Here is a 20,222-nt window from a genome sequence, read left to right as displayed (position 1 = left end):
CGTCATGGTCTGCGGCGCAAGATCGCTTGAAATTCTGCCTCACCAGGCCGCCTTGCTGAGGCGCACGAGCGGGGTGCAAGCAGGTTCTTCTCTGCTGGTGACACGTGTGTTTCGGGCGCGCCCCGTCGGCGGGGCGCACTCTTCGTGACCTGTAGGTTGCCGAGGGTCTCGGCTTGCTGAAGGCCGGCCTCGGGCTCGCCATCAGTGGCCGGCCTCCGACACAATCACCTCTCACCCCGCTGTCCGGCGGAGGCTGAAAGAGGCCGAGGCGCAGGTCGGGAGCAGTTCGTGCACGTGATGCCTCGCTCTCGCACGGGCCCGCCCGATCCGGGAAGTTCGTGCAGCGGACAACCGCGGGCCCGGGGCCCGCGGAAGTCGGCGTCATCCGGTACGTCAGGCGCCGCGACGCCCTGACTGGACACCGCGCACCCCGGGTGCGACCGGACCGGGCGCCGTCGGCGGCCGAGGCGCGCCCGGACCGGGGTGCGGGGGTCGCCGTCAGGTGCGGGTGCCGTGCAGGACGTCGGAGAAGAATCGCTGGACGACGGGCATCACAGCGATCCCGTTGTGGGCGACGCCGGGCACGATTTCCAGGCGGGCGCCGATACCGTGCCGGGTGAAGTTGTCGTGCAGCGCGGTGAGGCGGTCCACCCGGGTCTCGCCGCCGGCGTCGAGGCCGGGCTCGGCGATCTCCCAGGTCTCCACATCGTTGGCGCCGACCACCATCAGTACCTGGGTGTCCCGGAGTTCGGGCAGGTCGAGCGGGGTGCCGAAGCGCTCGACGAGGTCGGCGGTGCCGAGCCACCAGGGGATGTCGTCGCTGATCCGGGTGACCCGGCCGGGGGCGCCTATGGAGACGGCGGCGAGGCGGTCCGGGTGGAGGTAGGCGAAGCGGTGTACGAACTGGCCGCCGCCGGAGAAGCCGTGGAGCAGCATCCGGCCGGTGCCCACCGGCGCTCCGGCCCCGCGCGAGGGCCGTGGGCGGCAAGGCGCGGGCAGGAACGGGGCCTGCTCCCGCCGGTGCGGCGGGCCGCCCGGTGCCCTCGTGCGGCACGGCTGTCCGGCGCAGGCCGGGCAGGCTGGCAGGCCGGTGCCGCGTGTCCCGTACCCGCCGGCCACAACTCGCCCGGGACGACTCGGGCAACCAGCGCCGCTTCGTCGAGAAGTCGACCGCGGCGCCCCTTCGCCCCCCACGTGAGGCGTCCCGGACTACCGGGCGCGGTCGCCCCGACGGGACGCGTTGAGTTCCTCGACCGTTCGTGCCACTTCCTCGAACGCGTCGTGGCGCAGGCTCTCCTCCCGCAACCTGCCCGCGTGCTCGCGGAAGGCCACGTCGTCCAGCACCTTCAGCACAGCCGCCGCGATCTCCCCCTGCCCCGGGGTTTCGGTGGCGAGGTTGACGGCGGCGCCCGTCCAGGCCAGACGCGCCGCCACCTCGACCTTGTCCTCGGTGGCCCCGGCGATGACCAGCGGCACACCGTGGCCGAGGGCCTGGAGCGAGCCGCCGTACCCGCCGTTGGTGACCAGCACGTCCGCGTGCGGGAGCAAGGCGTCGTAGGGGATGAACGACGCGATGCGGGCGTTCGCGGGAACATCCCTCGGTACGCCCTCGTCGTCGTCGCGCCCGGTCGTGACGACGACGAGGGCGTCGAGGTCCGCCAGGGCGCGCAGCGCGGGTTCGATCAGGAGGCTCAGGTCCCGGTTGGCGAGGGTCCCCTGGGTGACGACGACGACCCGGTCAGCGGTCAGTACCTCGTCCCACCAGTCCGGCAGGGAGCGGCTCCCCGCCGTCTCCGCGGGCAGCGAGCCGACGAACCTGAGCCCCCCGGGAGCGTCACTCCTGGGGTATTCGACGCCGCCGACCGACAACTGCAGGTAGCGATCGGGCAGCTTCACGATCCCGTCCATCGGGAACCCGATGGACTCCGTGGCCCCCAGGCCCTCCAGCGTCGCGCGCAGGAAGCCCGTCGAGCCGGAGAACATCTCCTCGACCATGGCGTTCTGCGCCTTGTTGCGTGCGCGGCCCTCCTCTGTCGCGTCGGGCGGCAGCCCCAGACCGAAGGGGGCCGTGTCGACGCTGTTCATCGGCAGCGGCACCACACCGATCACGATGGTCGCCGCGGGCACGATTCCCGCGGCGCCGAGCAGCACGGGCCACTGCCCCATGAACGACTGATCGGTGATCACCGTCGTCGGTTCGTCGGGCGCTTCCGCCAGGACGCTCTGCAGTGTCGCGTGCTGTTCGGGAATCGGCTCGTAGAAGGCGTGCGTGAAGTCGTAGTCGAGCTGTGCGGGCCCCGGCGCGATGTGGGCTCGCCCCTCCATGACCTGCTGCTGCCGCTCCACGTCGTAGTTCGCGATGCCGGGGAGGCCGACGAACCGGAGTCCCGAGTTCTCAACGCTCTCGCGGAACAGCGACCCGGTGACCACGACGACGTCGTGACCCCTGCTGCCGAGATCCGCCGCTATCCGCAGCAGCGGCATGGCGTGTCCCCGTAGCGGGGTGGCCGCGATCAAGATCCTTGTCATTTCCATCCATTGCTCTCGTCCGGACGACACGGCCGCGCCGGCGAACCGATCGGCGGCCCGCCCGGGGCGGGTTCGCAGGGCCGGACCCCAGCACAGGAGCGTGACAGGCGCTCCGCTGGTCAACTCGCTTGCGTACCGCGTCTTTTCCCGGTTCAATATGACCGGTCGACTTAGAAAAGTCAATCGATACCGCGCACGCCACCGCAGGAAACAGAGTCAGCGCACAGCGTCCCGCTCTGCGGACTCTTCCGGCGACGGCGCGGTCGGGCCTCGATTCTCGTGGGACGGCGGAAACGGCGGCATGTCAACAGACGGATCGACCTACGGCAGAGCGGCGTCGGCGGCCGACGGGCCGTACCCGTGGCGGGCGTTCACGCGCCGAGGTGATTCCCGCCGGGCCGGCCAGGGGCCCTTCCGCAGGGCCGCGGACCGCGGACTCACGAGGACGGCGGAATCGGACGCATCCGACAGGCGGGGGAGCACCCTTCCGCGTCCGGGGGGCCGCCGCGGCGCCGCTCCCAGCCTGCGCCGGACCCCGGCACCGACGCCGGTTCGAGGGAGGTATCAGCGCTCCTCCGCGATCGTCCGCATGGCCGTCTCCAGCGTGGCGTCGAGAACCGCCTGTGCGGGAGCGCCCGCCGGCAGTGCGCGCGCGACGGTGATCGCACCCACGATCGAGGCGACCAGGGACCAGGCCGCGGCCTCCTGCTCGTGCGGCGCGCCCGGCAACGCCGGGGCCAGGACCGCGACCAGATCCGACACCTGGCGCCGGTACGCGTCACGGACCGAGTCGCCCGACCGCGCCACGTCGGAGCTGAGCGAGGGCATCACGCATCCGTTGGCAGGGTCCTTGCGGTGCAGGTCGCTGAGGTAAAGACGGAGTATCTCGCCGAGCAGGCGCCGGCGCTCCGTCGGCTCGGTGTCAGCGAGACCGGCGAACTCGAGACCGAGCTGCGTGGAGACGACCTCTTCGAACAGTGCCTCCTTGTTGGCGAAGTTCGAGTAGAGGGCCCCCGAGGTGACCTTGGCGGCGGAGGCCAGCGCGTCGACCCCGACGCCGTGGAAGCCGTTCTCCTTCAGTGAGCGAGAGGCCTCCGTCAGGATCGCGGCCTTGGCCTTCTCCTTGTGCCCCTTGGAGTACCGCATCCCAGATCCCTTCGTCGGCGCTTCCCGTTCCTTCCCCACCTTATAGAGTAGCGCTCGTTACATAACGACTGTTATTCTATGAGCGTCGGACATCGCCACAGGCGAGAAGCGCGAGAGAAGAGTCAAACCATGTCTGCAACAAGCGCCGTCACCAAGACCGTGGACGTCTCAGGGGTGCCGTTCGCCTACCGGGAAGTGGGCACGCCCGGGGGTGTCCCCCTGGTACTCCTGCACCACGTCACCGCGGTCCTGGACGACTGGGACCCCGCCGTCGTCGACGGGCTGGCGGCCGAGCGGCGCGTCATCCTGGTCGATCTGCGCGGCATCGGGGGTTCCGGCGGCACCGCGCCCGACAACTTCGAAGCCATGGCCGAGGATGCCGTGGCGTTTCTCGCAGCCCTGCGCCTCGACACCGTCGACCTGCTCGGTTACTCCCTGGGAGGAATCGTGGCCCAGGTGATCGCCCAGCAGCATCCGGGCCTGGTCCGGCGCATGATCCTGGCCGCGACCACACCCGCCGGCGACCAGGGGCCCGCCGCCACCGGCGCGGTGCTCCAGGCCGCGATACAGAAGGCGACGGCCGAGGGCATGCACCCCAAGCATTTCCTGTTCTTCGAACCGACCCCCGCCGGCCAGGAAGCCGCGGACGCCTTCCTCGCGCGCCTGGAGGCGCGCACGGAGGACCGCGACGCGCCGATCTCCGACGAGGCCGTCGGTGCCCAGCTGACCGCGCTCACCACGTGGGAACAGGGAACGTCGCCGTCCGCGCTGGCGACCGTGGAACAGCCCGTCCTCGTGGTCAACGGTGACCACGACACGATGTGGCCGACCACCGGCACCCTGCACCTCGCTCGGCTGCTGCCCAACGCCCGGCTTTCCGTCTACCCGAACTCCGGCCACGGCGGCATCTTCCAGTACCACGGCCTCTTCGTTCAGCAAGCACTCGACTTCCTCCGCGGCTGACATGCGGGGCCGCCCCGGCCGCCCGGTGTACGCGGCGGACCGGCCGGTCATCTCCACCGCTGCCCGGGGCCGGCGTTCATCGTCAGGCGGTCGCCGATCGGCATCCGGCAGTCGGCGTCCGGTTTGCTCTCCGGCGGACGGTGGCCCCGGTAGCGGATCGGCAGGAACAGGACGCCCCTGGTTTGCCGATGCTCACGCCGCGCCCCGCTTCGCAACGGCGCCCGGCCGGGCGCCCTCCACCTCCGCACACGTGCGACATCACAAGAACCGAGGAAACACATCATGACGTCCCTTATCGACCGGACGGTCGCGGCACACGGCGGACTGGCGCGGTGGAACGAACTCTCCACCGTGCGAGCGCACCTGCTCAACGGGGGAATCACCTGGGCCCTCAAGGGTCAGCCCGACACCCTCAGCGACGTGACCGTGACCGTCGACCTGCATCGGCAGCACACGAGCCACTCCCCGGTCGGCACACCGGGTACCCGTTCAGACTTCAGCGGCGACCACATCGCCATCACCGACGCGGAGGGCAACGTCATCGAGGAACGGCACCACCCGCGTGACTCGTTCTCCGCACACACACTGGAAACCCACTGGGACCGTCTTCAGCTGGCGTATTTCGCCGGCTACGCCATGTGGACGTACCTCACCGCACCCTTCTCCTTCACCACCGAGGGCTTCACCACCGAGGAGCTGGGTCCCTGGAAGGAGAACGGCGAGACCTGGGAGCGGCTCAAGGTGACCTTCCCCGAGTCGATCCACACGCACAACGCCGAGCAGGTCCTCTACATCGGGGACGACGGGCTGCTGCGCCGGCACGACTACGAAGCCGAGATCATCAAGGGCGGGCCAGCCGCCCACTACCCCTCCGAGTACCGGGAGTTCGACGGCATCATGGTTCCGACGCGGCGCCGGGTCCACTCCGCCAACCCCGATGGCAGTGTCAACGAGGAACCGCTTCTCGTCTCCGTCGACCTCGACCACGTCAGCTTCTCGTAGGAACCCCGCGGCGTACCCGTCTCGACGCGATCCGCCGCACAGGCCGGTCCGTGACGCGGTCGCGGGACGGGCCCCGCCTCGCCGGGCCCCGTTCTCCGTGACCGCGATCCGGACCGTCCTCGCCTTCCGGCACGCCCGCGCCTCCGCCGCGCACGCCCACGAGCGACGTCCTCGCCGGCCGTCCGCGAGGACGGACCGCCGTGGGTGGCCCCGGTGCCCGCTTCAGCGATTCCAGCAGACGCCGGAACTTCTTCCGGTACAGCGCGAGGTCGACAGCGACCTCGCCCGACAGTCAGCTCTGCGTGGAGGGTGCCATGGGCTGGCTGGCATGCCCTATTGTGTCCATCGCAGCAGTGGCGCGGGGCATGAGGCTGCGTCCGGAATGCTCGGCAGCGAGCTCGTGCAGACGGGTTGGACGCGGCGGCCGGGCCTCATCTGCCGCGAAGCGCAAGGATGGATTGTTGGTCGTGACACTCGTTTGACGCTCGGAGCTCCCGCACTCGCGACAACGGGCGGATAAACCGCCTCTGACCTGTTCTTTTTCGTGACTCGTCCAGGCTGACATCTTTCCGATGACGCACCACGTGGAGTGCGTGGCGATCCTTGAGCCTGCCGCAAAGGGTCGCTGACCTGATGTTTTCCGGTGTGCAGACCGCACGTTGCAGACGGCGCGGCGGCATCTCAATGTCGAAATGACGCTGTCTGAGGGGTCTTGACGCTCGCTTGGCGTTCGTTCTGCTGGGGTGCCAGGTGAGCTTGAGGGCAAGGCGCACCCGTTTCGAGGTGACTGCTCGTCGAGCCTCCCCGGCGGGAGGCATCTGTGAGTCCTTCTCCTACAGGACGCGCAGTGCCATCACGGAGCCGTCGTCGCGGAAGGACACCGGGCCCCACCGGGGAGCGGTGGTGCTGGACGAGTAGCTGTCGCGCTGGTCGTACATCCGGACGCGGCACTCCTCGACCCGCCCCCTGACCAGGAGTTCGTACAGGTCCTCGGTGATTCCGGAGAACGCCTCGACACGCGTCCGGTTGAGGCGGAACACCTGATCGGTGCCGACGTACGTCGTCGAACCGATCTTGTGTGAGGCGTCCCGGACCGTGGAGGAGCCGGCGAACATCTGCTGCTGGTAATGCTTGTGGCCCTGTTTGTCGGTCAGGTACTGGGCGATCTCGGTGCCCGCTCCGGCGAACGCGAGCTGGCCAGCTGCTCCCGTGCGGACGAGGAGCCGGCCGTACCAGCCCAGGTCTTTGCGTGGGATGAGGAACCCGTCCTGGATCCGTTCCCTCCGGCCTTCGGAGGCGGGTACCGCCACCGCCCCGGCGTACGTGAGGTTCCGCTCGGACAGTACGGCGTCGGCGCTGCCGCGGCCTTCGGCCGAGCGTGTGGGTATCAGCCCGTCACCCGGCCCCTGCAGGGCGTGGACGGTGATGCCGTCCCCCGCGAGCAGCTCGGTCGCCATCAGGAGGCTGGGCGTGGTGTTCCAGTCCACGAGGTGGAAGGCCTCGGCACGTTCGCTGCCTCTGGCGAGCTGTTTGAACGACGAGCGGTCGGCCTTTGCGGTGCGCTGCTTGGCGATCTGGTGGTTGCCGTTGACGGTCACCACGAAGACGTGGGACGGCTCACCCGGCCGCCAGGCCTCGATGAAGAAGTCGGGTCGTGGTCGAGCGCCCAGGGACGGCCGTGGGCCGGAGCGGGCGAAGCCGGCCAGGAGTAACGCCTCCGCGTCCAGGACGGAGACCATGTGAGTGGGGTAGCGGTTGCGCACGGTACGTTCCGCGACGGCGAGTCCGAATGCCCGTCCCAATTCCCGTGCCTGCATGGCTCGGTAGGAGAGTTCCGGACTCTGGCCTTCGTCGGTGAGGGCCAGGTGGCCGCTCGCACTGGTGCCCAGGGCCTGGCAGTACTTCAGTCCCTGCCAGTGTTCCGCCAATCCTCGGCCGCGTCCCTGACGGGCGAGGGTGGTCGCCCGAGCGAAGACGCCCAGCAGATCCCAGGGGGCGGCGACGAGGTCCCGCCGGTCGTCGCTCTCGAAGGGGCCGAGTCCGCGCTTGCGGGGACTCGGCTCTCTGTCGGTCTGTTTCCGAGCGCGCCGTCGATCGCTGGCCGTGGCCGCCTTGGCCATGTCCGAGACCAGGGTGGCGGTGGAGTTGACGTGGACGGGGACCTTGCTGCTGAGCCGGTCGAGTACCTCTTCCGCAGATGCTGACATAGCTCGGTACGGTACGAACGCGGGTGCGGGCGCATGCAAGTGCGCATGGGCGCTTCGATACCGCCCCGCGAGACCTCCCGTTCGGCGTGGGTGGGGGGTGTTGCCGAGTCCGGCTGCGGCCGGGTTCAACATGGGGGCATCCTGTACGCCTTCTGGGCGTAGAAAACTGGGACGGATCCTGCTGAGTGGACCGACTCGGTCGGCAGCGTGGCCGTCGATGGCAAGTAACGCCTCTTGCATGGGTATTCGAATGAGGATCAGGTAGCTACCGAAAGATCCGGTGTCGGAAGGCGTGCGAGGACGGCTTATTTTCTTCTGGCACTTCGGGTGCGACTGAAGGGTGGGCGGCAGCCTGGGGGAGGCCCTATCGTGATCAGTCGCGCAAGGGCCGTTCCGGGCCCGGAGGGCTTCCGCGGGGGGAGTATTAGTGCAGGCCAAAGAGACCGTGTTCGCCGATCTGATGCAGGGCCGGACCCAGCAGTTCCAGATCCCGCTCTATCAGCGGACGTACTCCTGGACGGACCGGCAGTTGGCCCAACTGTGGGACGATATCCTGGAACAGGCTGATCTGCTGGATTCCGATGCGTCGGCGAGCACGCACTTCCTGGGTTCGGTCGTGCTCGCACCTTCGCCGCAGAACGAGGCGACGTTTCCCCGCTGGCTCGTGGTCGACGGGCAGCAGCGGCTGACCACCCTGTCTCTCGCGCTGGCGGCCATTCGAGACCACATCGCTGAAGACATGCCGGACGAGGCCGAGCGTATCGGTGAGGAGTACCTCATCAACAAGCGCAAGAACGGCGGAGATTACCTCCGGCTGCTGCCGACCCAGGCTGACAGGGGACAGTTCGCCGCCCGAATCCGCTGCGTCGTACCCGACCAAGCGGCGGGGGACAGGGTCGCCTCGGCATACAGTTTCTTCAATCGCAAACTGGTCGAGGCGGGAGGATCGGCGAGCGCGCCGGACGTTCTGCGCATCGAGCAGGCGATCACCTCGCGGCTCACCTTGGTCGTGGTGACCGCCGAGCGCGGTGACAACGTGCATCGCATCTTCGAATCCCTCAACAACACCGGGCTCAAACTCAGCCAGGCGGATCTACTGCGCAATTACCTGTTCATGCGCCTGCCGACGCGCGGTGAGCGGGTCTACGAGACGTACTGGCTCCCCTTGCAGGACAGCCTGGCCAACGACGAGCTCGAACAACTGATGTGGCTGCAGTTGGTGCTCGACGGAGACGATCGGGTCCGCAGGCAGGACTTGTACACCGCCCAGCAGAGACATTTCGAGGGCGGTGCATCCGGCGGGGCGCCGACCGAGGCGGACATCGAGGACTACGTCAAGGAACTGCACCGGCGCAGCACGTACTTCCGCAAGGTGATCCACCCTGACGAGGAGAGCGTTCCCGCCGTACGTGGCCATCTGCGCCGGCTGCACGACTGGCAGGCCGTGGTGACGTATCCGGCGGTGATGCTGTTGCTCGACCGGCGGGCGAGGGGCGAACTGGACGATGAGGAGACCGCGTGCGCCTTGTCGTACATCGAGAGCTTCCTGGTGCGCAGGATGCTCTGCCGGGTGGCGACGAACAACCTCAACCGGATCTTCCAAGCCGTGCCGGCCCAGCTTCCACACGATGTGCCGGCTGCTGACGGTCTGCGACAACTGTTGTCCGCCGACAACCGGCACTGGCCTGGTGACGAGGAGCTGCGTGAGCAGGTCCGCGCCGCGCCGTTCTACCAGTGCGGTCGGCCGAACCAGCGCAGACTCATTCTTCAGCGTCTGGAGGAGAGTTATGAGCATCCGGAGCCGGTGGACTTCGGCACGGCGCAGTTGACGATCGAGCATGTGATGCCGCAGTCGCCCGGTGACGAGTGGAGGGCGATGCTGGAAGGTGACGTGGCTGCGGGGGAAACTGCGGAGGACCTGCACTCCGGCCTTAAGCACACACTCGGCAACCTGACCCTGACGAGCGTGAACGCTGAGTTGTCCAACCATCCCTTCGAGCGGAAGCAGGGGCTGCTCCAGGGCAGCCACCTGGAGATGAACCGACGCATCGCCCAGACGGAACGCTGGGGGCGCCCGGAGATCCTCGCTCGGGCCGACGATCTCGCGGATCGCGCCATCCGGCTCTGGCCGGCCCCCGTCGGTGGTGCGGGACGTGCCGAGCGCAGCCGCGACTGGAGTCGAGCCCATCAGGTGCTCGCCGCACTGCCCCACGGCACCTGGACGTCGTACGGAGAAATGGCGTCCTTCGTCGGTTCCGGACCTCAGGCCGTGGGCACACACCTGGCGAAGACCGACGGAGTGGCCAATGCCTACAGGGTTCTGAACGCCGATGGGAGGGTGGCCGACGGATTCCGATGGACCGGCGAGGATCGCGGTGAGGTACGCGCCCGGCTGGCCGCCGATGGTATCCGCTTCATCGCCACCGGCGCGGCGGACCCGGACCAGCGACTCACCAGCGGCGACCTGGCGCTGCTCATGGCGGATGCCGAGGATCAGCAGGACGGTGAGCGCGCCACGGAGCAGTCCGCTTGGGAGAACACGGAACGACCGGACCTGGAGACGCGCGCCGAGAGGTTCCTCCGTCAGCTCGCGGCGGACGACACACCTGCGACCGTGAAGGCCGTCCGTGAGACGCTCTCCGGCTGGGAGGAACTCGGGGGCTGGGTCGGCCATGGCGCAGGCAGCGTCATGACCAGCGTCTTCCTGATGCTCGGGAACACGGGCGGCCCGGGGTCCGGTATCTGGCCCATCGTGCTCTACCCGGGCAGCGGACGCGGTGGCACGGGGGAGGTCGTCTTCCAGCACCTCGCGAAGCGTGAGCCCTTCGTGGAGCGTCGCTTGCGGGCTGAACTACTTGACAGAATGAACGAGTTGGAAGGAGTGTCCCTGCCGCAGGGGAAACTCGAACTGCGGCCCGGATTCCGGCTCTCCGTGCTGGAGGACGAACAGAACCGGGTGGCCCTGCTGGAGACACTGCAGTGGTTCAAGGCTCGCTGGGATGCGAGGGAGACGGTCTGACCGGAGCGCCCGTGGTTCTCGGCCTCGGTACACTCGCGGTGCGTGTGCCGGGCGGGAAGGCCCCCGGTGGGGGCCGAGGCGCGAGTTACCGAGAGATCATTGCCGCACAGGGGGCCCGCAAGCCGTGGAGCCATTGAGGGACGACGATCCGGTCAGCATCGGCGTCTACACGCTCGTGTGCCGACTCGGTGCGGGGGGCATGGGGCAGGTCTACCTCGGAGAGTCACCGGCAGGGCAGCTCGTCGCGGTGAAGGTGATCAAGCCGTCGGTGCTGGACGAGGACAGCAGGGCCCGCTTCCTGCTCGAAGTGGACAGCCTCAAGGCGGTGTACGGGTCGTTCGTCGCAATCGGCACCATGTACCGCTTCAAGGGCCTGGAGTATCACCGCATGATCATCGCGAGCGTCTCCGAGGGCCTGGTTCCCCGCTCGGCCGTGGATACCTGGGAACGCACCGACAAACTGCGCCACAGGCGTGAACTGCAACGGGCGCGCTCACTGCTGTTCGTCGCTGCGACGAGGGCAAGGGACGCGCTCACCATCTTGTGGAACGGGGAGCCCAGCCGGTTCCTTCTGCCGCTGGGGGCCCGGAACGGAGCGTGAGACCAAGCGGGTGTTGTGATGCTGCGGGTTTCTCGACCCCTTCCTGATGACTTCGCACGTGGAATGCGTGGCGATTCTGGTGCCTACTGAGAAGGGTGCGTGACCTGCGAATTCTTGGTTCCGAGTGGGTTTGTCGACCTGTCTCGTTCCGTGGAGCGGGTCGAGCCCCGGATCGGCTCGTGAAGGCTGCCAGGCCCAGGACATCGTGAGGGAGGCGCTCACACCGGTAATGCTTCCCAGGACTCGTCCGGAGTTCTTGACGCTCGGAAGACGCTTGCTTCGGGCCCTGGGCCAGCCGATAAAACCCGAGTGCACGTGGGGGTGTTGGCCACAGGTGCCGCCGTGAGGGTGGCCATCGGTTCGTCCGGGGGGAAAGCCGGATGGGCTGCCCTCTCTTCCGGTGATGTGATGGACGCCGACCATCGCTCCTGGCTGCCGAAAGCCCCTCGTCCGCCGCCCCGCCATGGTCCTGAACGCTCAACCGAGGCACATGGATCGGGGAATATTCGTGGACATGTCTGGAAGGCTTCGACGTGGTCTGTTCGCTCCCACCGTGTTGGCCGCGCTTGTCACAGCCGCACTGGCTGGGACGGCGACAGCAACGCCCGACACCGAGGCTTCAGGAAGGTCCGCGACGGCGGGACCGCGACTGGTCGACCCTCTCCAGCGGGAAGTGAACGCGATTCATGACACCGGGACGGTCGGGGTGCTCGCTGAAGTGGGGACACCGCACGCACGTCACGACGCGCGCGCAGGGACGGCCGAACTGGGCACCGGGAAGCCCGTACCGTGGGACGGCAGGTTCCGGATCGGCAGCGCCACCAAGACCTTCACCGCCACGGTCGTGCTGCAACTCGTGGGTGAGGGACGGATATCCCTCGACGACACCGTGGAGCACTGGCTGCCCGGAGTGGTGCGGGGTGACGGCCACGACGGCAGGGCGATCACCGTCCGTCAGTTGCTGCAGCACACCGGCGGTATCCCTGAGGTCGAGGGTGACATCCCCGCGTTGCACACTGCCGCCGGCTACCGCGCCGAGCGGTTGCGCACCTACACGCCGGAGGAATTGGTGGGGCTGGCGATGCGGCACCCCGCCCCCGCCGCCCCAGGTACCTTCTCGTACTCCGACACGAACTACATCCTCCTCGGGATGCTCATCAAGAAGGCGACCGGCCGGAGTTGGGCACAGGAGGTGAGGACCCGGATCATTCGCCCGCTGGATCTCGCGGACACCATGACGCCCAGCAGTTTCCCGTTCATCCCGGGTCCGCACGCCCACGGCTACACCGCGTTCGACACGGACGCCACCATCGACGTCACGGAGTTCAACCCGAGTGCGGCCGACGCCTCAGGATCGATCATCAGCACCGCACACGACATGAACCGGTTCTACACCGCACTGATCGGCGGCCGTCTGCTGGCTCCGGCGCAATTCGACGAGATGACGACCACGGTGCCCGCGCCGGAGCTGGGCGCGGACTACGGACTCGGGCTGGGTAAGTTCCCGCTGTCCTGCGGCGGCAGCTACTTCACTCATCCGGGTGGACTGTCCGGCTATCAAACGTGGGTCGGTGTCACCCCGGACGCGAGCCGGTCCGTCGTGCTGCTCGTCACCGGTGACGGTGACGGGGACACTCAACAGGCCATGATCCGGCTTGTGGACCAGGAGTTGTGCCGCAGCGATGCGAAGAGCTCCTGACCTCCGCCTCCCCACCGCACGGGCCACCTCAAGCCGGGCCGGACCCCTGAACGCCGAAGCCCCGCACGGGAACCGGTGTGGGCGCCGCCCCGAGGAGGGCGTCCACCGGGCGCCATCGAGTACAGGGGGAGCGAGAGTGGGCGGGCCTCTCCAGCGGGCAAGTCGTGGAGGGGTTCGTATCGTTGCCCCGGTGACCGACGCGCTGCGTGCTGGGTGGGTGTCCTCGGCGACGCCGACCGCCCGGTGGTCGGTGGGATGACGCGGTAGTAGGGGCGGTCCGTGGCCCCTCCCGTGCCCGGTTCAGGGGCCTGACTAGGCTGATACAGCGCGGTGTGTGCGAGTCGGTTGCGCAACTCCGGTTGCTGCTGGGAAGGGTGAGGGCGTGGCGAAGCCTGTACGTGCGGCTGTGGGGAAAATATGGGTCAAGTGCACTTTCTGTCAGGGCGATCTGTTCCGGGACCGTGAGGTGAAACTCAACAGCAGCGGCATGGAGCTCATGAACTTCAGCTGGGCGAACGAGTCCGCGACCGGGCTGATCTGTTGGAACTGCGGCTATGTGCAGCTGTTCGTGAACAATGATCTCGAACTGTACAAAGTGAAGAAAGGCGAGGGGTGACGCAGACCCTCCCGCAGGTGGTCGGCGGGTTCAGGTGGAGGAGGGAGACGTCCTGGCGGCGCGGCGATGAGCCGGCCGACGGGGCGAGCCGAGTCGCCGGCACCGTCGCTGTCGGAGCGGCAGCTGCGGTGGTCTGGCGGCGGTGCGGACGTCGGTCCGGCAACCGCGGGCCGTCACGCGTGGTGTGGACGCGCGGCACGCGAGCGTCCCAGGCCGAGTCGCGTGACGCACTTCGGGGCTTGGGAGCCCGGACGGTCCCGAGGCACCTCTCTTCGGCTGGGCCTCGCTGCGAAGAACCGCTCGGGCTTGATCGTGCGGGACATTGCCGCAGGGCATGGGGTTCCGGCGGCCGAAGGCCTTGGGCCTCAGCTTGGCGTCTCCCAGTCGATGAACGGCGCCGAGTGGTGTGGTTCTGCCACGGAGACGACGAGGCGGGGGCGGAATCGTAGCCGGGCCCTGGGTCGTGGGTATCACCACGCGACCTGGATACCAGTTCGGTATCGTCAATGCATGGCGATGACACTCCGACTCCCTGACGACCTTGACGCCAAGCTCACCGAGCGTGCTCGTCGCGAGCACCGCAGCAAGCAGGAGCTCGCCATCGAGGCAATCCGCGACGCCCAGAACCGTGCCGAGCTGAAGGTCGATGACGTCCTGGCCGAGCTTTTGGACAGCGACGCGGAGATCCTCGACTCCCTGAAGTGAGCTAAGTGCGTTGCCCCCAGGTCGACGAGATTGTAGGGTTCCGCGACCGGTGCCGGAGAGCGCCCTCGTAGCCTGCAGCTTCTTCCGTGATCTCACGTGGTGTCGGACGTCGGAGTCTCAACTTCGTGTCGTTTCTTCGGCGGTCCTTGCAGTCACCACAGCGCCATAGGCCAACAACGAGTTCGAGCAGATCATCGTCGCTTACCGTGGCGACGCCAACCTCGTGCGTCGCCGCGGTAAGCGACGCCTTCTCAGGCCCGCAGCCGCGACCCGTCGGGTCCCTGGCGACCGCTCGCGGACGGGCAGGTGACCTTCCAGGCTGCCTCGATCATGTGGAAGATCTCGTCCACCGCGGCCTGTGGGTCGACCGCTTCACGCGCCACTGAATAGGCATCGATCACGAACCTCGCGATCGTGCGGCAGGCCGTCGTGCTCTGCTGCACGCCGGGGGCGGCGACGAGCGCCGTTGCCAACGACTCCGCGTGGCGCAGCCGCATCGATTCCTCGTACTCCCGCAGGGCGGGCGACTCGTCGATCAGGCGCCAGATCGGGGCGGCGCCGTTGGCCGTGCAATGGCGCACCAGGGCATGGATCTCGCGGCGCAATGCAGGGATGAGCGACTCGTGCTGTGCCCGATCGGTGACTGCCTGCGTGACGCGCTGCTCGAAATCGTCGTCCCGCTCGAACACCAGGGCCTCTTTCGAGGCGAAGTGGGAGAAGAGCGTGGTGACGGCCACGTCGGCCTCGGAGGCCACGTCCCGGATACCCACCGCGTCGTACCCACGTTCCAGGAAGAGCCGCAGGGCGGTGTCAGCGATTTTCTGGCGGGTCGCGGCCTTCTTGCGCTCACGGCGTCCGGTCGTCGGCACGGTCATACCGTTACACTACCAGATCTAAAATAGGAACCGTTACTAAACGCTAACTGTTAGTGTTATGGTCGGCCGCATGAAGAAAGTGAGCTTCGCCGAGTTCGGCGGTCCGGACGTTCTGCAACTCATCGATGCCGAGGAGCCCCACGCGGGCCTCGGCCAGATACGGATCGCCGTGCGGGCGGCGGGCGTGAACCCCGTTGACTGGAGGGTCCGCGAAGGCCAGGTCCTGGGGGCTCATCCGATCGAGCTGCCCTCCGGGGTCGGACTGGACGCCGCCGGGGTGGTGGACGAGGTCGGCGAGGACGTCGAAGGGATCGCGGTCGGCGACCACGTCTTCGGCGAAGGGGCAAGTACATATGCCGAGTTCGCCGTGCTGTCGGCCTGGGCCCACATGCCCGAGGGGCTTTCGTTTGAAGAGGCAGCCGGCTACCCCTCCGTGGTCGAGACCGCGCTGCGCATCCTCCGCGAGGTCGGGGTGCGGCCTGGGCAGACGCTCCTGGTAAGCGGCGCGGCCGGCGGAGTCGGATCGGCGGTGCTGCAGATCGCCCGCGACCGCGGCATCACGGTCATCGGTACGGCCGGGGCCGCGAACCAGGACTACCTGCGCAGCCTGGGGGCCCTCGCCACGACGTACGACAAGGGCTGGGTCGAGCGGGTGCGGCAGCTCGGCCGTGTCGACGCGGCCCTCGACCTGGCCGGCTCGGGCGTAATCCGCGAGCTCATCGAGCTGACCGGGGACCCACAGAAGGTGATCTCCATCGCCGATCTCGCTGCGCAGGAGCTCGGTGTCCGATTCTCCGGTGCGGCCGGGAGCATGCCGGCCGCGCTCGCTGAAGCCGCCGACCTCATCTCGCAGGGCAAGTTCCACATCCCGATCGAGAAGTCGTACACGCTCGCCGAAGCCGCGGCGGCCCACATCGACAGCCGCACCGGTCACACGCGCGGGCGCCGAGTTCTGGTCATCTAAAGCCGCTTCCGGACCAGTCACACGGCCCGGCAAGTCGAATTACTTGCAGCGACTTTGCCGGGGCCGCCCGGCAGGTGTGCAACACACAAGGAGCCCCATGGCGAGCCGCGAATCTCACTGGCGATGTCGGATCCGACCCGGATCCGACATCGCCTGTGCGATGCGGCCGAGGGGGTGCTCGGCCTTGCGGGCGGTCGGGGACGAAGGATCGCAGCGCCCGCGAATTCCGGGGCGCTGTCCCTGGTCATGTCCTCTCTCCCTGCAGGGATCCGTACCTCGTCTGTACGGGGCGTGTGCGGCGACGCGCGCGGTCAGCGGCCCACACCGGTCAGCTCGACCGACAGATCCCACAGCCGGCGGGCGTTGTCGGGGTCGACGGCGTAGTCGGCGACCCCGCGGCGCACTCCCGGCGTGAAGGCGGCCGCTTCCTGGCAGTCCTCGAAGTAGGTGCCGGTGACGCCCTCGACCAGCGGCGACGCCGCGAGGAGGACGGAGGTCGCCGCGCCCTGGGCGACGGTCTTCTCCGACACACCGGACGTGCCCGACGGGTCGAACGAGGCGGGCGGCGCGTCCATGTGGCGGCCGAGGCCGGTTCCCCAGATGCGGCCGGGGTTCAGCGCGTTCACGGCGATGCCGTCGGCTGCCCACCGCTTGGCCGCCTCCACGGCGAACAGGATGTTGGCCGTCTTGGACTGTGCGTATGCCAGCCACGGGTCGTAGGGGTCCTTGGCGAAGTCGGGATCCTCGAAGCGGACCGGGCCGTTGACGTGCCCGACCGAGCTGACGACCACCACCCGGGCGCTTCCGGCGGCGGTCAGCGCGCCGTGGAGGCCCGCGGTGAGCGCGAAGTGGCCGAGGTGGTTCGTCGCGAACTGCAGCTCCCGGCCTGACGGAGTGTGCCGTTCGGGCGTGGCCATGATCCCCGCGTTGTCGACGAGGATGTCCAGCGGCCCCGACCACCCCGCCACGAACGAGGCGACGGACGACGGGTCCGCGAGGTCCAGCTGTCCGGCGTAGACACGGGTACGGCCGGTTTCCTCGGCGATCTCCCGGGCCGCCGCGTTTCCCGCCGCCGGTGTGCGGGCCGCGATGGTCACCTCGGCTCCCGCCGAGGCGAGTACCCGCGCGGTCTCCCGCCCGAGTCCTCCCGCGCCGCCGGTCACGATCGCGCGACGGCCGGTGAGGTCGATGCCCGCCGCGACCTCCGTGGCGGTCGACTCGGCCCCGAACGGTGTGGTGACACGCTCGCCCATGATCTTCTCCTCGCTGCCGGCTCCGCTGCCCGGAGGGGACTTCACGAAGCGTTCGACTACACTGCATACGGTAAGCGGAGTCGGGTCCGCTTACCTCGGACTATAAACGGAGCCGAATCCGTTTGCAAGGAGGGGCGATGCCGCGCTCGCTGCGTGCCGACGCGAAGGCGAACCATGAACGGCTGCTCGAAGTCGCCGCGCGTGTCTTCGCGACGGAAGGAGCCGACACCACGCTGAAGGCGATCGCCGCCGAGGCGGGGGTGGGCATCGCCACCCTCTACCGCCGCTTTCCGACCCGCGAGGACCTCATCGAGGCCACCTACCGCAACGAGACCGACCGTCTGTGCGCGTCGGCGCGGCGGCTGCTCCAGGACCTGGCCCCGACGGCCGCGCTGCGCGAGTGGATGGAGGCGTTCGTCGACTACATGCTCACCAAGCAGGGCATGGCGGACGCGCTGCCCGCCATCCTGGCCACCCGCGAAGGGCTTCGCCTGCACAGCCGTGACGCCCTGGCCCAGGCGGTCACGACCCTGCTCCAGGCGGGTATCGCCGCCGGGCGGCTGCGCAAGGACGCGTCGGTGAACGACGTCCTCATGGCGCTCGGCGGGATCACTCTGATCAGCGGCCACGAGCATGACCGTGACCTCGCTTCGCGTCTGATCACCCTGCTCCTCGACGGACTCGCCGTCGGCGACGGCACGCCCTCGGCCGCCTCCCGGGCGTAGCGATCAGGAGCGCTGTCGGCAGGGGGCTCGATCAAAGACGCTCGATCCGCGACGCTCGATCAAAGACGAAGGCCCGCTTTACGCGCGCCCGACGATAGGACGGGTCCCTCCCGCCGCACCCGATGAGCGAGGAGCGCGGGACCGGGGCGCAGTGGTGTGCCTCCGGCGCCCTACGTGAGACCGAGTCCGGGCATCCAGGGATCGGCAGCCCGGATGGGAGCCGGCCTGGCGGCAGGCAGCCGATGAGCGCGTGGGGCGTGTCCGGTCAGCCCAGCGTCGCGCTCGCCGTACGCAACTCGTCCAGAGCCGTCAGGAAATACCGGGCGGGCTCGTTCCTGGCGTCCTCGTCCGCCTCGGACCATTGGGCGAAGCCCCGTTTGAAGGCGAGGACGCCCAGTTCGCCGGCGAGGGCCGCGGTCGGATCGGGGATGCCACGGGCGACGAGTGCGGTGGTCATCGCCGCCGCGAGGCTGACGGTCTTGAGCGCGTCGCGCGCTTGCAGTTCGCCACTGGCGGCGACGGCCGCCTTCAGGCGAGGGGCGAGGTCGCGGTTCATGGTGCCCATCGCGCTCGCGGCGCGCTCAAGTCCGGCGGCGACCGCTTCGAGCGGGCTGACGTCGTCGGGCGCCTCGGCGATCCCCTCGGCCAGCAGCCGGCTCAGCGTCTCCTGTCCGGCGACGAGCAGTTCGCGCTTGTCGGGGAAGTGCCGGAAGAACGTGCTTTTGGTGACGCCGGCGCGTTCGGCGATCTGCGTGACCGTGGTGGCGTCGTACCCCTGCTCGGTGAACAGGTCGACGGCAGCCACGACAAGGCGTTCGCGCGCCCCTGGTTCCCACCGGCTCATGGGCTCATCCTACGTGATGGGACTCTTGTCCCGTCGCCTGCTAGAGTGATGGGACAAGAGTCTCATCACTTACAGGAGAGTTCCATGCGCGTTTTCGTCACCGGCGGGACCGGTCTGATCGGGTCCGCCGTCGTCGCCGAACTGCTCGGCAGCGGCCACACCGTCCTCGCGCTCGCCCGCTCCGAGGCGTCCGCACGGGTCGCTGAGGCGGCCGGCGCCGAGCCGCTCCGGGGAGGCCTCGCCGACCTGGATGTCCTTCGCGCAGGCGCCGCTCAGAGCGACGGTGTGATCCACCTGGCCTTCGCCAACGACTTCAGCAGCCCCGAAGCCCTCGCGCGGGCGGTCGCCGAGGAGACCGCCGCCCTCGCCGCCCTCGGTGAGGAACTCGTCGGCAGTGACCGCCCCTTCGTCACCGTCTCGGGTACGCCGAACGCGCCGGGCCGCGCCTCCACCGAGGCCGATCCGGTGTGGACCGAGGGGCCGGTGGGGGGCCGAGGCCGCGCCGTCACCGCGGTCCTGGAGCTGGCCTCGCGCGGGGTCCGCAGCACGGCCGTACGCCTGCCGCGTACGGTCCACAACGAGGGCACGGGCGGATTCGCCGGCCTGCTGACCGACATCGCACGCCGGAGCGGAGTGTCCGGCTACCCGGGCGATGGCACCCAGCGGTGGCCGGCCGTCCACGCACGCGACGCGGCCGTCCTCATCCGGCTCGCCCTGGAGCAGGCCCCGGCCGGCAGTTCCTGGCACGCCGTGGCCGACGAGGGGGACACGGTGCGTGCCATCGCCGAGGTCATCGGCCGGCGGTTGGGCGTGCCCGTCCAGCCGGTGCCGTCGGAGACCTACGGCCCTCTCGGCCCGATCTTCGAGACCGACCAGCCCTCGTCCAGCGTGCACACCCGGCAGGCGCTCGGATGGGAGCCGAAGCACCCGAGTCTCCTTGAGGACCTGGAGAGCATCCAGGCCTGACCTCTGCGTCAGGACGCCGGTTGCCGGCCGACCGGCGCGGGTCCGGCCGTCGTCGTGGCCGGAGACGGGGAAGCAAGCCGCGACATCGACACGGGTGGAGCGCCCCTC

The 20,222-nt window shown here is 68.9% G+C and carries 16 protein-coding genes and 1 pseudogene; 10 read left to right on the top strand and 7 right to left on the bottom strand.

The genetic code is table 11. The features are described from left to right. Nucleotides 1–498: 498 nt before the first annotated feature. The 3 genes from OG310_RS08065 to OG310_RS08055 form a co-directional block, all read right to left on the bottom strand. Nucleotides 499–951, bottom strand: a complete 453-nt coding sequence (locus tag OG310_RS08065; RefSeq protein WP_329455196.1) for a hypothetical protein — start codon at nucleotides 949–951, stop codon at nucleotides 499–501. 258 nt (nucleotides 952–1,209) lie between these two features. Then, nucleotides 1,210–2,529, bottom strand: coding sequence for a glycosyltransferase (locus tag OG310_RS08060; RefSeq protein ID WP_329455195.1), 1,320 nt, complete (start codon nucleotides 2,527–2,529; stop codon nucleotides 1,210–1,212). A gap of 564 nt (nucleotides 2,530–3,093) precedes the next feature. Beyond that, nucleotides 3,094–3,675: a TetR/AcrR family transcriptional regulator gene (locus OG310_RS08055; RefSeq protein WP_329455194.1), complete on the bottom strand. Its 582-nt coding sequence runs from the start codon at nucleotides 3,673–3,675 to the stop codon at nucleotides 3,094–3,096. A gap of 129 nt (nucleotides 3,676–3,804) precedes the next feature. Between OG310_RS08055 and OG310_RS08050 the strand changes: the two genes are divergently transcribed. Together OG310_RS08050 and OG310_RS08045 are read left to right on the top strand one after the other, a co-directional pair. Continuing rightward, a complete protein-coding gene (locus OG310_RS08050) occupies nucleotides 3,805–4,638 on the top strand; it encodes an alpha/beta fold hydrolase (RefSeq protein ID WP_329455193.1) in 834 nt (277 codons plus the stop codon). A 282-nt stretch (nucleotides 4,639–4,920) separates the two neighbouring features. Continuing rightward, on the top strand, nucleotides 4,921–5,640 hold the full coding sequence (locus OG310_RS08045; RefSeq protein WP_329455192.1) for a hypothetical protein: 720 nt from the start codon (nucleotides 4,921–4,923) through the stop codon (nucleotides 5,638–5,640). An 833-nt stretch (nucleotides 5,641–6,473) separates the two neighbouring features. Here OG310_RS08045 and OG310_RS08040 read toward each other — a convergent pair. After that, complete coding sequence (locus OG310_RS08040; RefSeq protein WP_329455191.1) at nucleotides 6,474–7,847, bottom strand: hypothetical protein; 1,374 nt, start codon at nucleotides 7,845–7,847, stop codon at nucleotides 6,474–6,476. Between the two features lie 445 nt (nucleotides 7,848–8,292). Between OG310_RS08040 and OG310_RS08035 the strand changes: the two genes are divergently transcribed. From OG310_RS08035 to OG310_RS08015, 5 genes and pseudogenes are all read left to right on the top strand, one after another. Then, nucleotides 8,293–10,866, top strand: coding sequence for a GmrSD restriction endonuclease domain-containing protein (locus OG310_RS08035; protein WP_329455190.1), 2,574 nt, complete (start codon nucleotides 8,293–8,295; stop codon nucleotides 10,864–10,866). 340 nt (nucleotides 10,867–11,206) lie between these two features. Beyond that, a pseudogene (locus tag OG310_RS38525) lies at nucleotides 11,207–11,467 on the top strand (3'-5' exonuclease); the annotation flags it as partial. 673 nt (nucleotides 11,468–12,140) lie between these two features. Continuing rightward, entirely contained in the window at nucleotides 12,141–13,166 is a 1,026-nt protein-coding gene (locus OG310_RS08025; RefSeq protein ID WP_329455188.1) for a serine hydrolase domain-containing protein, read from the top strand. Between the two features lie 382 nt (nucleotides 13,167–13,548). Further along, nucleotides 13,549–13,782 carry a hypothetical protein gene (locus tag OG310_RS08020; protein ID WP_329455187.1) on the top strand — a complete coding sequence of 78 codons (234 nt, stop codon included), beginning with the start codon at nucleotides 13,549–13,551 and terminating at the stop codon, nucleotides 13,780–13,782. Between the two features lie 510 nt (nucleotides 13,783–14,292). Continuing rightward, entirely contained in the window at nucleotides 14,293–14,487 is a 195-nt protein-coding gene (locus OG310_RS08015; protein WP_329455186.1) for a ribbon-helix-helix protein, CopG family, read from the top strand. Between the two features lie 251 nt (nucleotides 14,488–14,738). Here the strand turns inward: OG310_RS08015 and OG310_RS08010 are convergent, their stop codons facing one another. Further along, complete coding sequence (locus OG310_RS08010; RefSeq protein WP_329455185.1) at nucleotides 14,739–15,362, bottom strand: TetR/AcrR family transcriptional regulator; 624 nt, start codon at nucleotides 15,360–15,362, stop codon at nucleotides 14,739–14,741. A 70-nt stretch (nucleotides 15,363–15,432) separates the two neighbouring features. On the opposite strand from OG310_RS08010, the gene OG310_RS08005 reads away from it, so the two are divergent. After that, on the top strand, nucleotides 15,433–16,326 hold the full coding sequence (locus OG310_RS08005) for an NADP-dependent oxidoreductase (RefSeq protein WP_329460070.1): 894 nt from the start codon (nucleotides 15,433–15,435) through the stop codon (nucleotides 16,324–16,326). A gap of 311 nt (nucleotides 16,327–16,637) precedes the next feature. Here the strand turns inward: OG310_RS08005 and OG310_RS08000 are convergent, their stop codons facing one another. After that, a complete protein-coding gene (locus OG310_RS08000; RefSeq protein ID WP_329455184.1) occupies nucleotides 16,638–17,579 on the bottom strand; it encodes an SDR family NAD(P)-dependent oxidoreductase in 942 nt (313 codons plus the stop codon). Nucleotides 17,580–17,716: 137 nt separating this feature from the next. Between OG310_RS08000 and OG310_RS07995 the strand changes: the two genes are divergently transcribed. Then, nucleotides 17,717–18,304: a TetR/AcrR family transcriptional regulator gene (locus OG310_RS07995; RefSeq protein ID WP_329455183.1), complete on the top strand. Its 588-nt coding sequence runs from the start codon at nucleotides 17,717–17,719 to the stop codon at nucleotides 18,302–18,304. Nucleotides 18,305–18,569: 265 nt separating this feature from the next. On the opposite strand, the gene OG310_RS07990 is transcribed toward OG310_RS07995, so the two are convergent. After that, nucleotides 18,570–19,148, bottom strand: coding sequence for a TetR/AcrR family transcriptional regulator (locus OG310_RS07990; RefSeq protein ID WP_329455182.1), 579 nt, complete (start codon nucleotides 19,146–19,148; stop codon nucleotides 18,570–18,572). An 84-nt stretch (nucleotides 19,149–19,232) separates the two neighbouring features. Here OG310_RS07990 and OG310_RS07985 point away from each other — a divergent pair, with 84 nt between their 5' ends. Next, nucleotides 19,233–20,114: an SDR family oxidoreductase gene (locus OG310_RS07985; protein WP_329455181.1), complete on the top strand. Its 882-nt coding sequence runs from the start codon at nucleotides 19,233–19,235 to the stop codon at nucleotides 20,112–20,114. Nucleotides 20,115–20,222 lie beyond the last annotated feature (108 nt).

It is taken from the genome of Streptomyces sp. NBC_01497, assembly GCF_036250695.1.
Lineage (GTDB): Bacteria > Actinomycetota > Actinomycetes > Streptomycetales > Streptomycetaceae > Streptomyces.
Note: the sequence above shows the minus strand (reverse complement) of the source record. Positions and strands in the feature narration are given on the sequence as shown.

Bases quoted from the DNA above. Each gene is read 5' to 3' on its own strand.
- OG310_RS08060 (WP_329455195.1), bottom strand. From the start codon at position 2,529: ATGACAAGGATCTTGATCGCGGCCACCCCGCTACGGGGACACGCCATG.
- OG310_RS08005 (WP_329460070.1), top strand. From the start codon at position 15,433: ATGAAGAAAGTGAGCTTCGCCGAGTTCGGCGGTCCGGACGTTCTGCAA.
- OG310_RS08000 (WP_329455184.1), bottom strand. From the start codon at position 17,579: ATGGGCGAGCGTGTCACCACACCGTTCGGGGCCGAGTCGACCGCCACG.
- OG310_RS07995 (WP_329455183.1), top strand. From the start codon at position 17,717: ATGCCGCGCTCGCTGCGTGCCGACGCGAAGGCGAACCATGAACGGCTG.
- OG310_RS08050 (WP_329455193.1), top strand. From the start codon at position 3,805: ATGTCTGCAACAAGCGCCGTCACCAAGACCGTGGACGTCTCAGGGGTG.
- OG310_RS08040 (WP_329455191.1), bottom strand. From the start codon at position 7,847: ATGTCAGCATCTGCGGAAGAGGTACTCGACCGGCTCAGCAGCAAGGTC.
- OG310_RS07990 (WP_329455182.1), bottom strand. From the start codon at position 19,148: ATGAGCCGGTGGGAACCAGGGGCGCGCGAACGCCTTGTCGTGGCTGCC.
- OG310_RS08015 (WP_329455186.1), top strand. From the start codon at position 14,293: ATGGCGATGACACTCCGACTCCCTGACGACCTTGACGCCAAGCTCACC.
- OG310_RS08010 (WP_329455185.1), bottom strand. From the start codon at position 15,362: ATGACCGTGCCGACGACCGGACGCCGTGAGCGCAAGAAGGCCGCGACC.
- OG310_RS08045 (WP_329455192.1), top strand. From the start codon at position 4,921: ATGACGTCCCTTATCGACCGGACGGTCGCGGCACACGGCGGACTGGCG.
- OG310_RS08055 (WP_329455194.1), bottom strand. From the start codon at position 3,675: ATGCGGTACTCCAAGGGGCACAAGGAGAAGGCCAAGGCCGCGATCCTG.
- OG310_RS07985 (WP_329455181.1), top strand. From the start codon at position 19,233: ATGCGCGTTTTCGTCACCGGCGGGACCGGTCTGATCGGGTCCGCCGTC.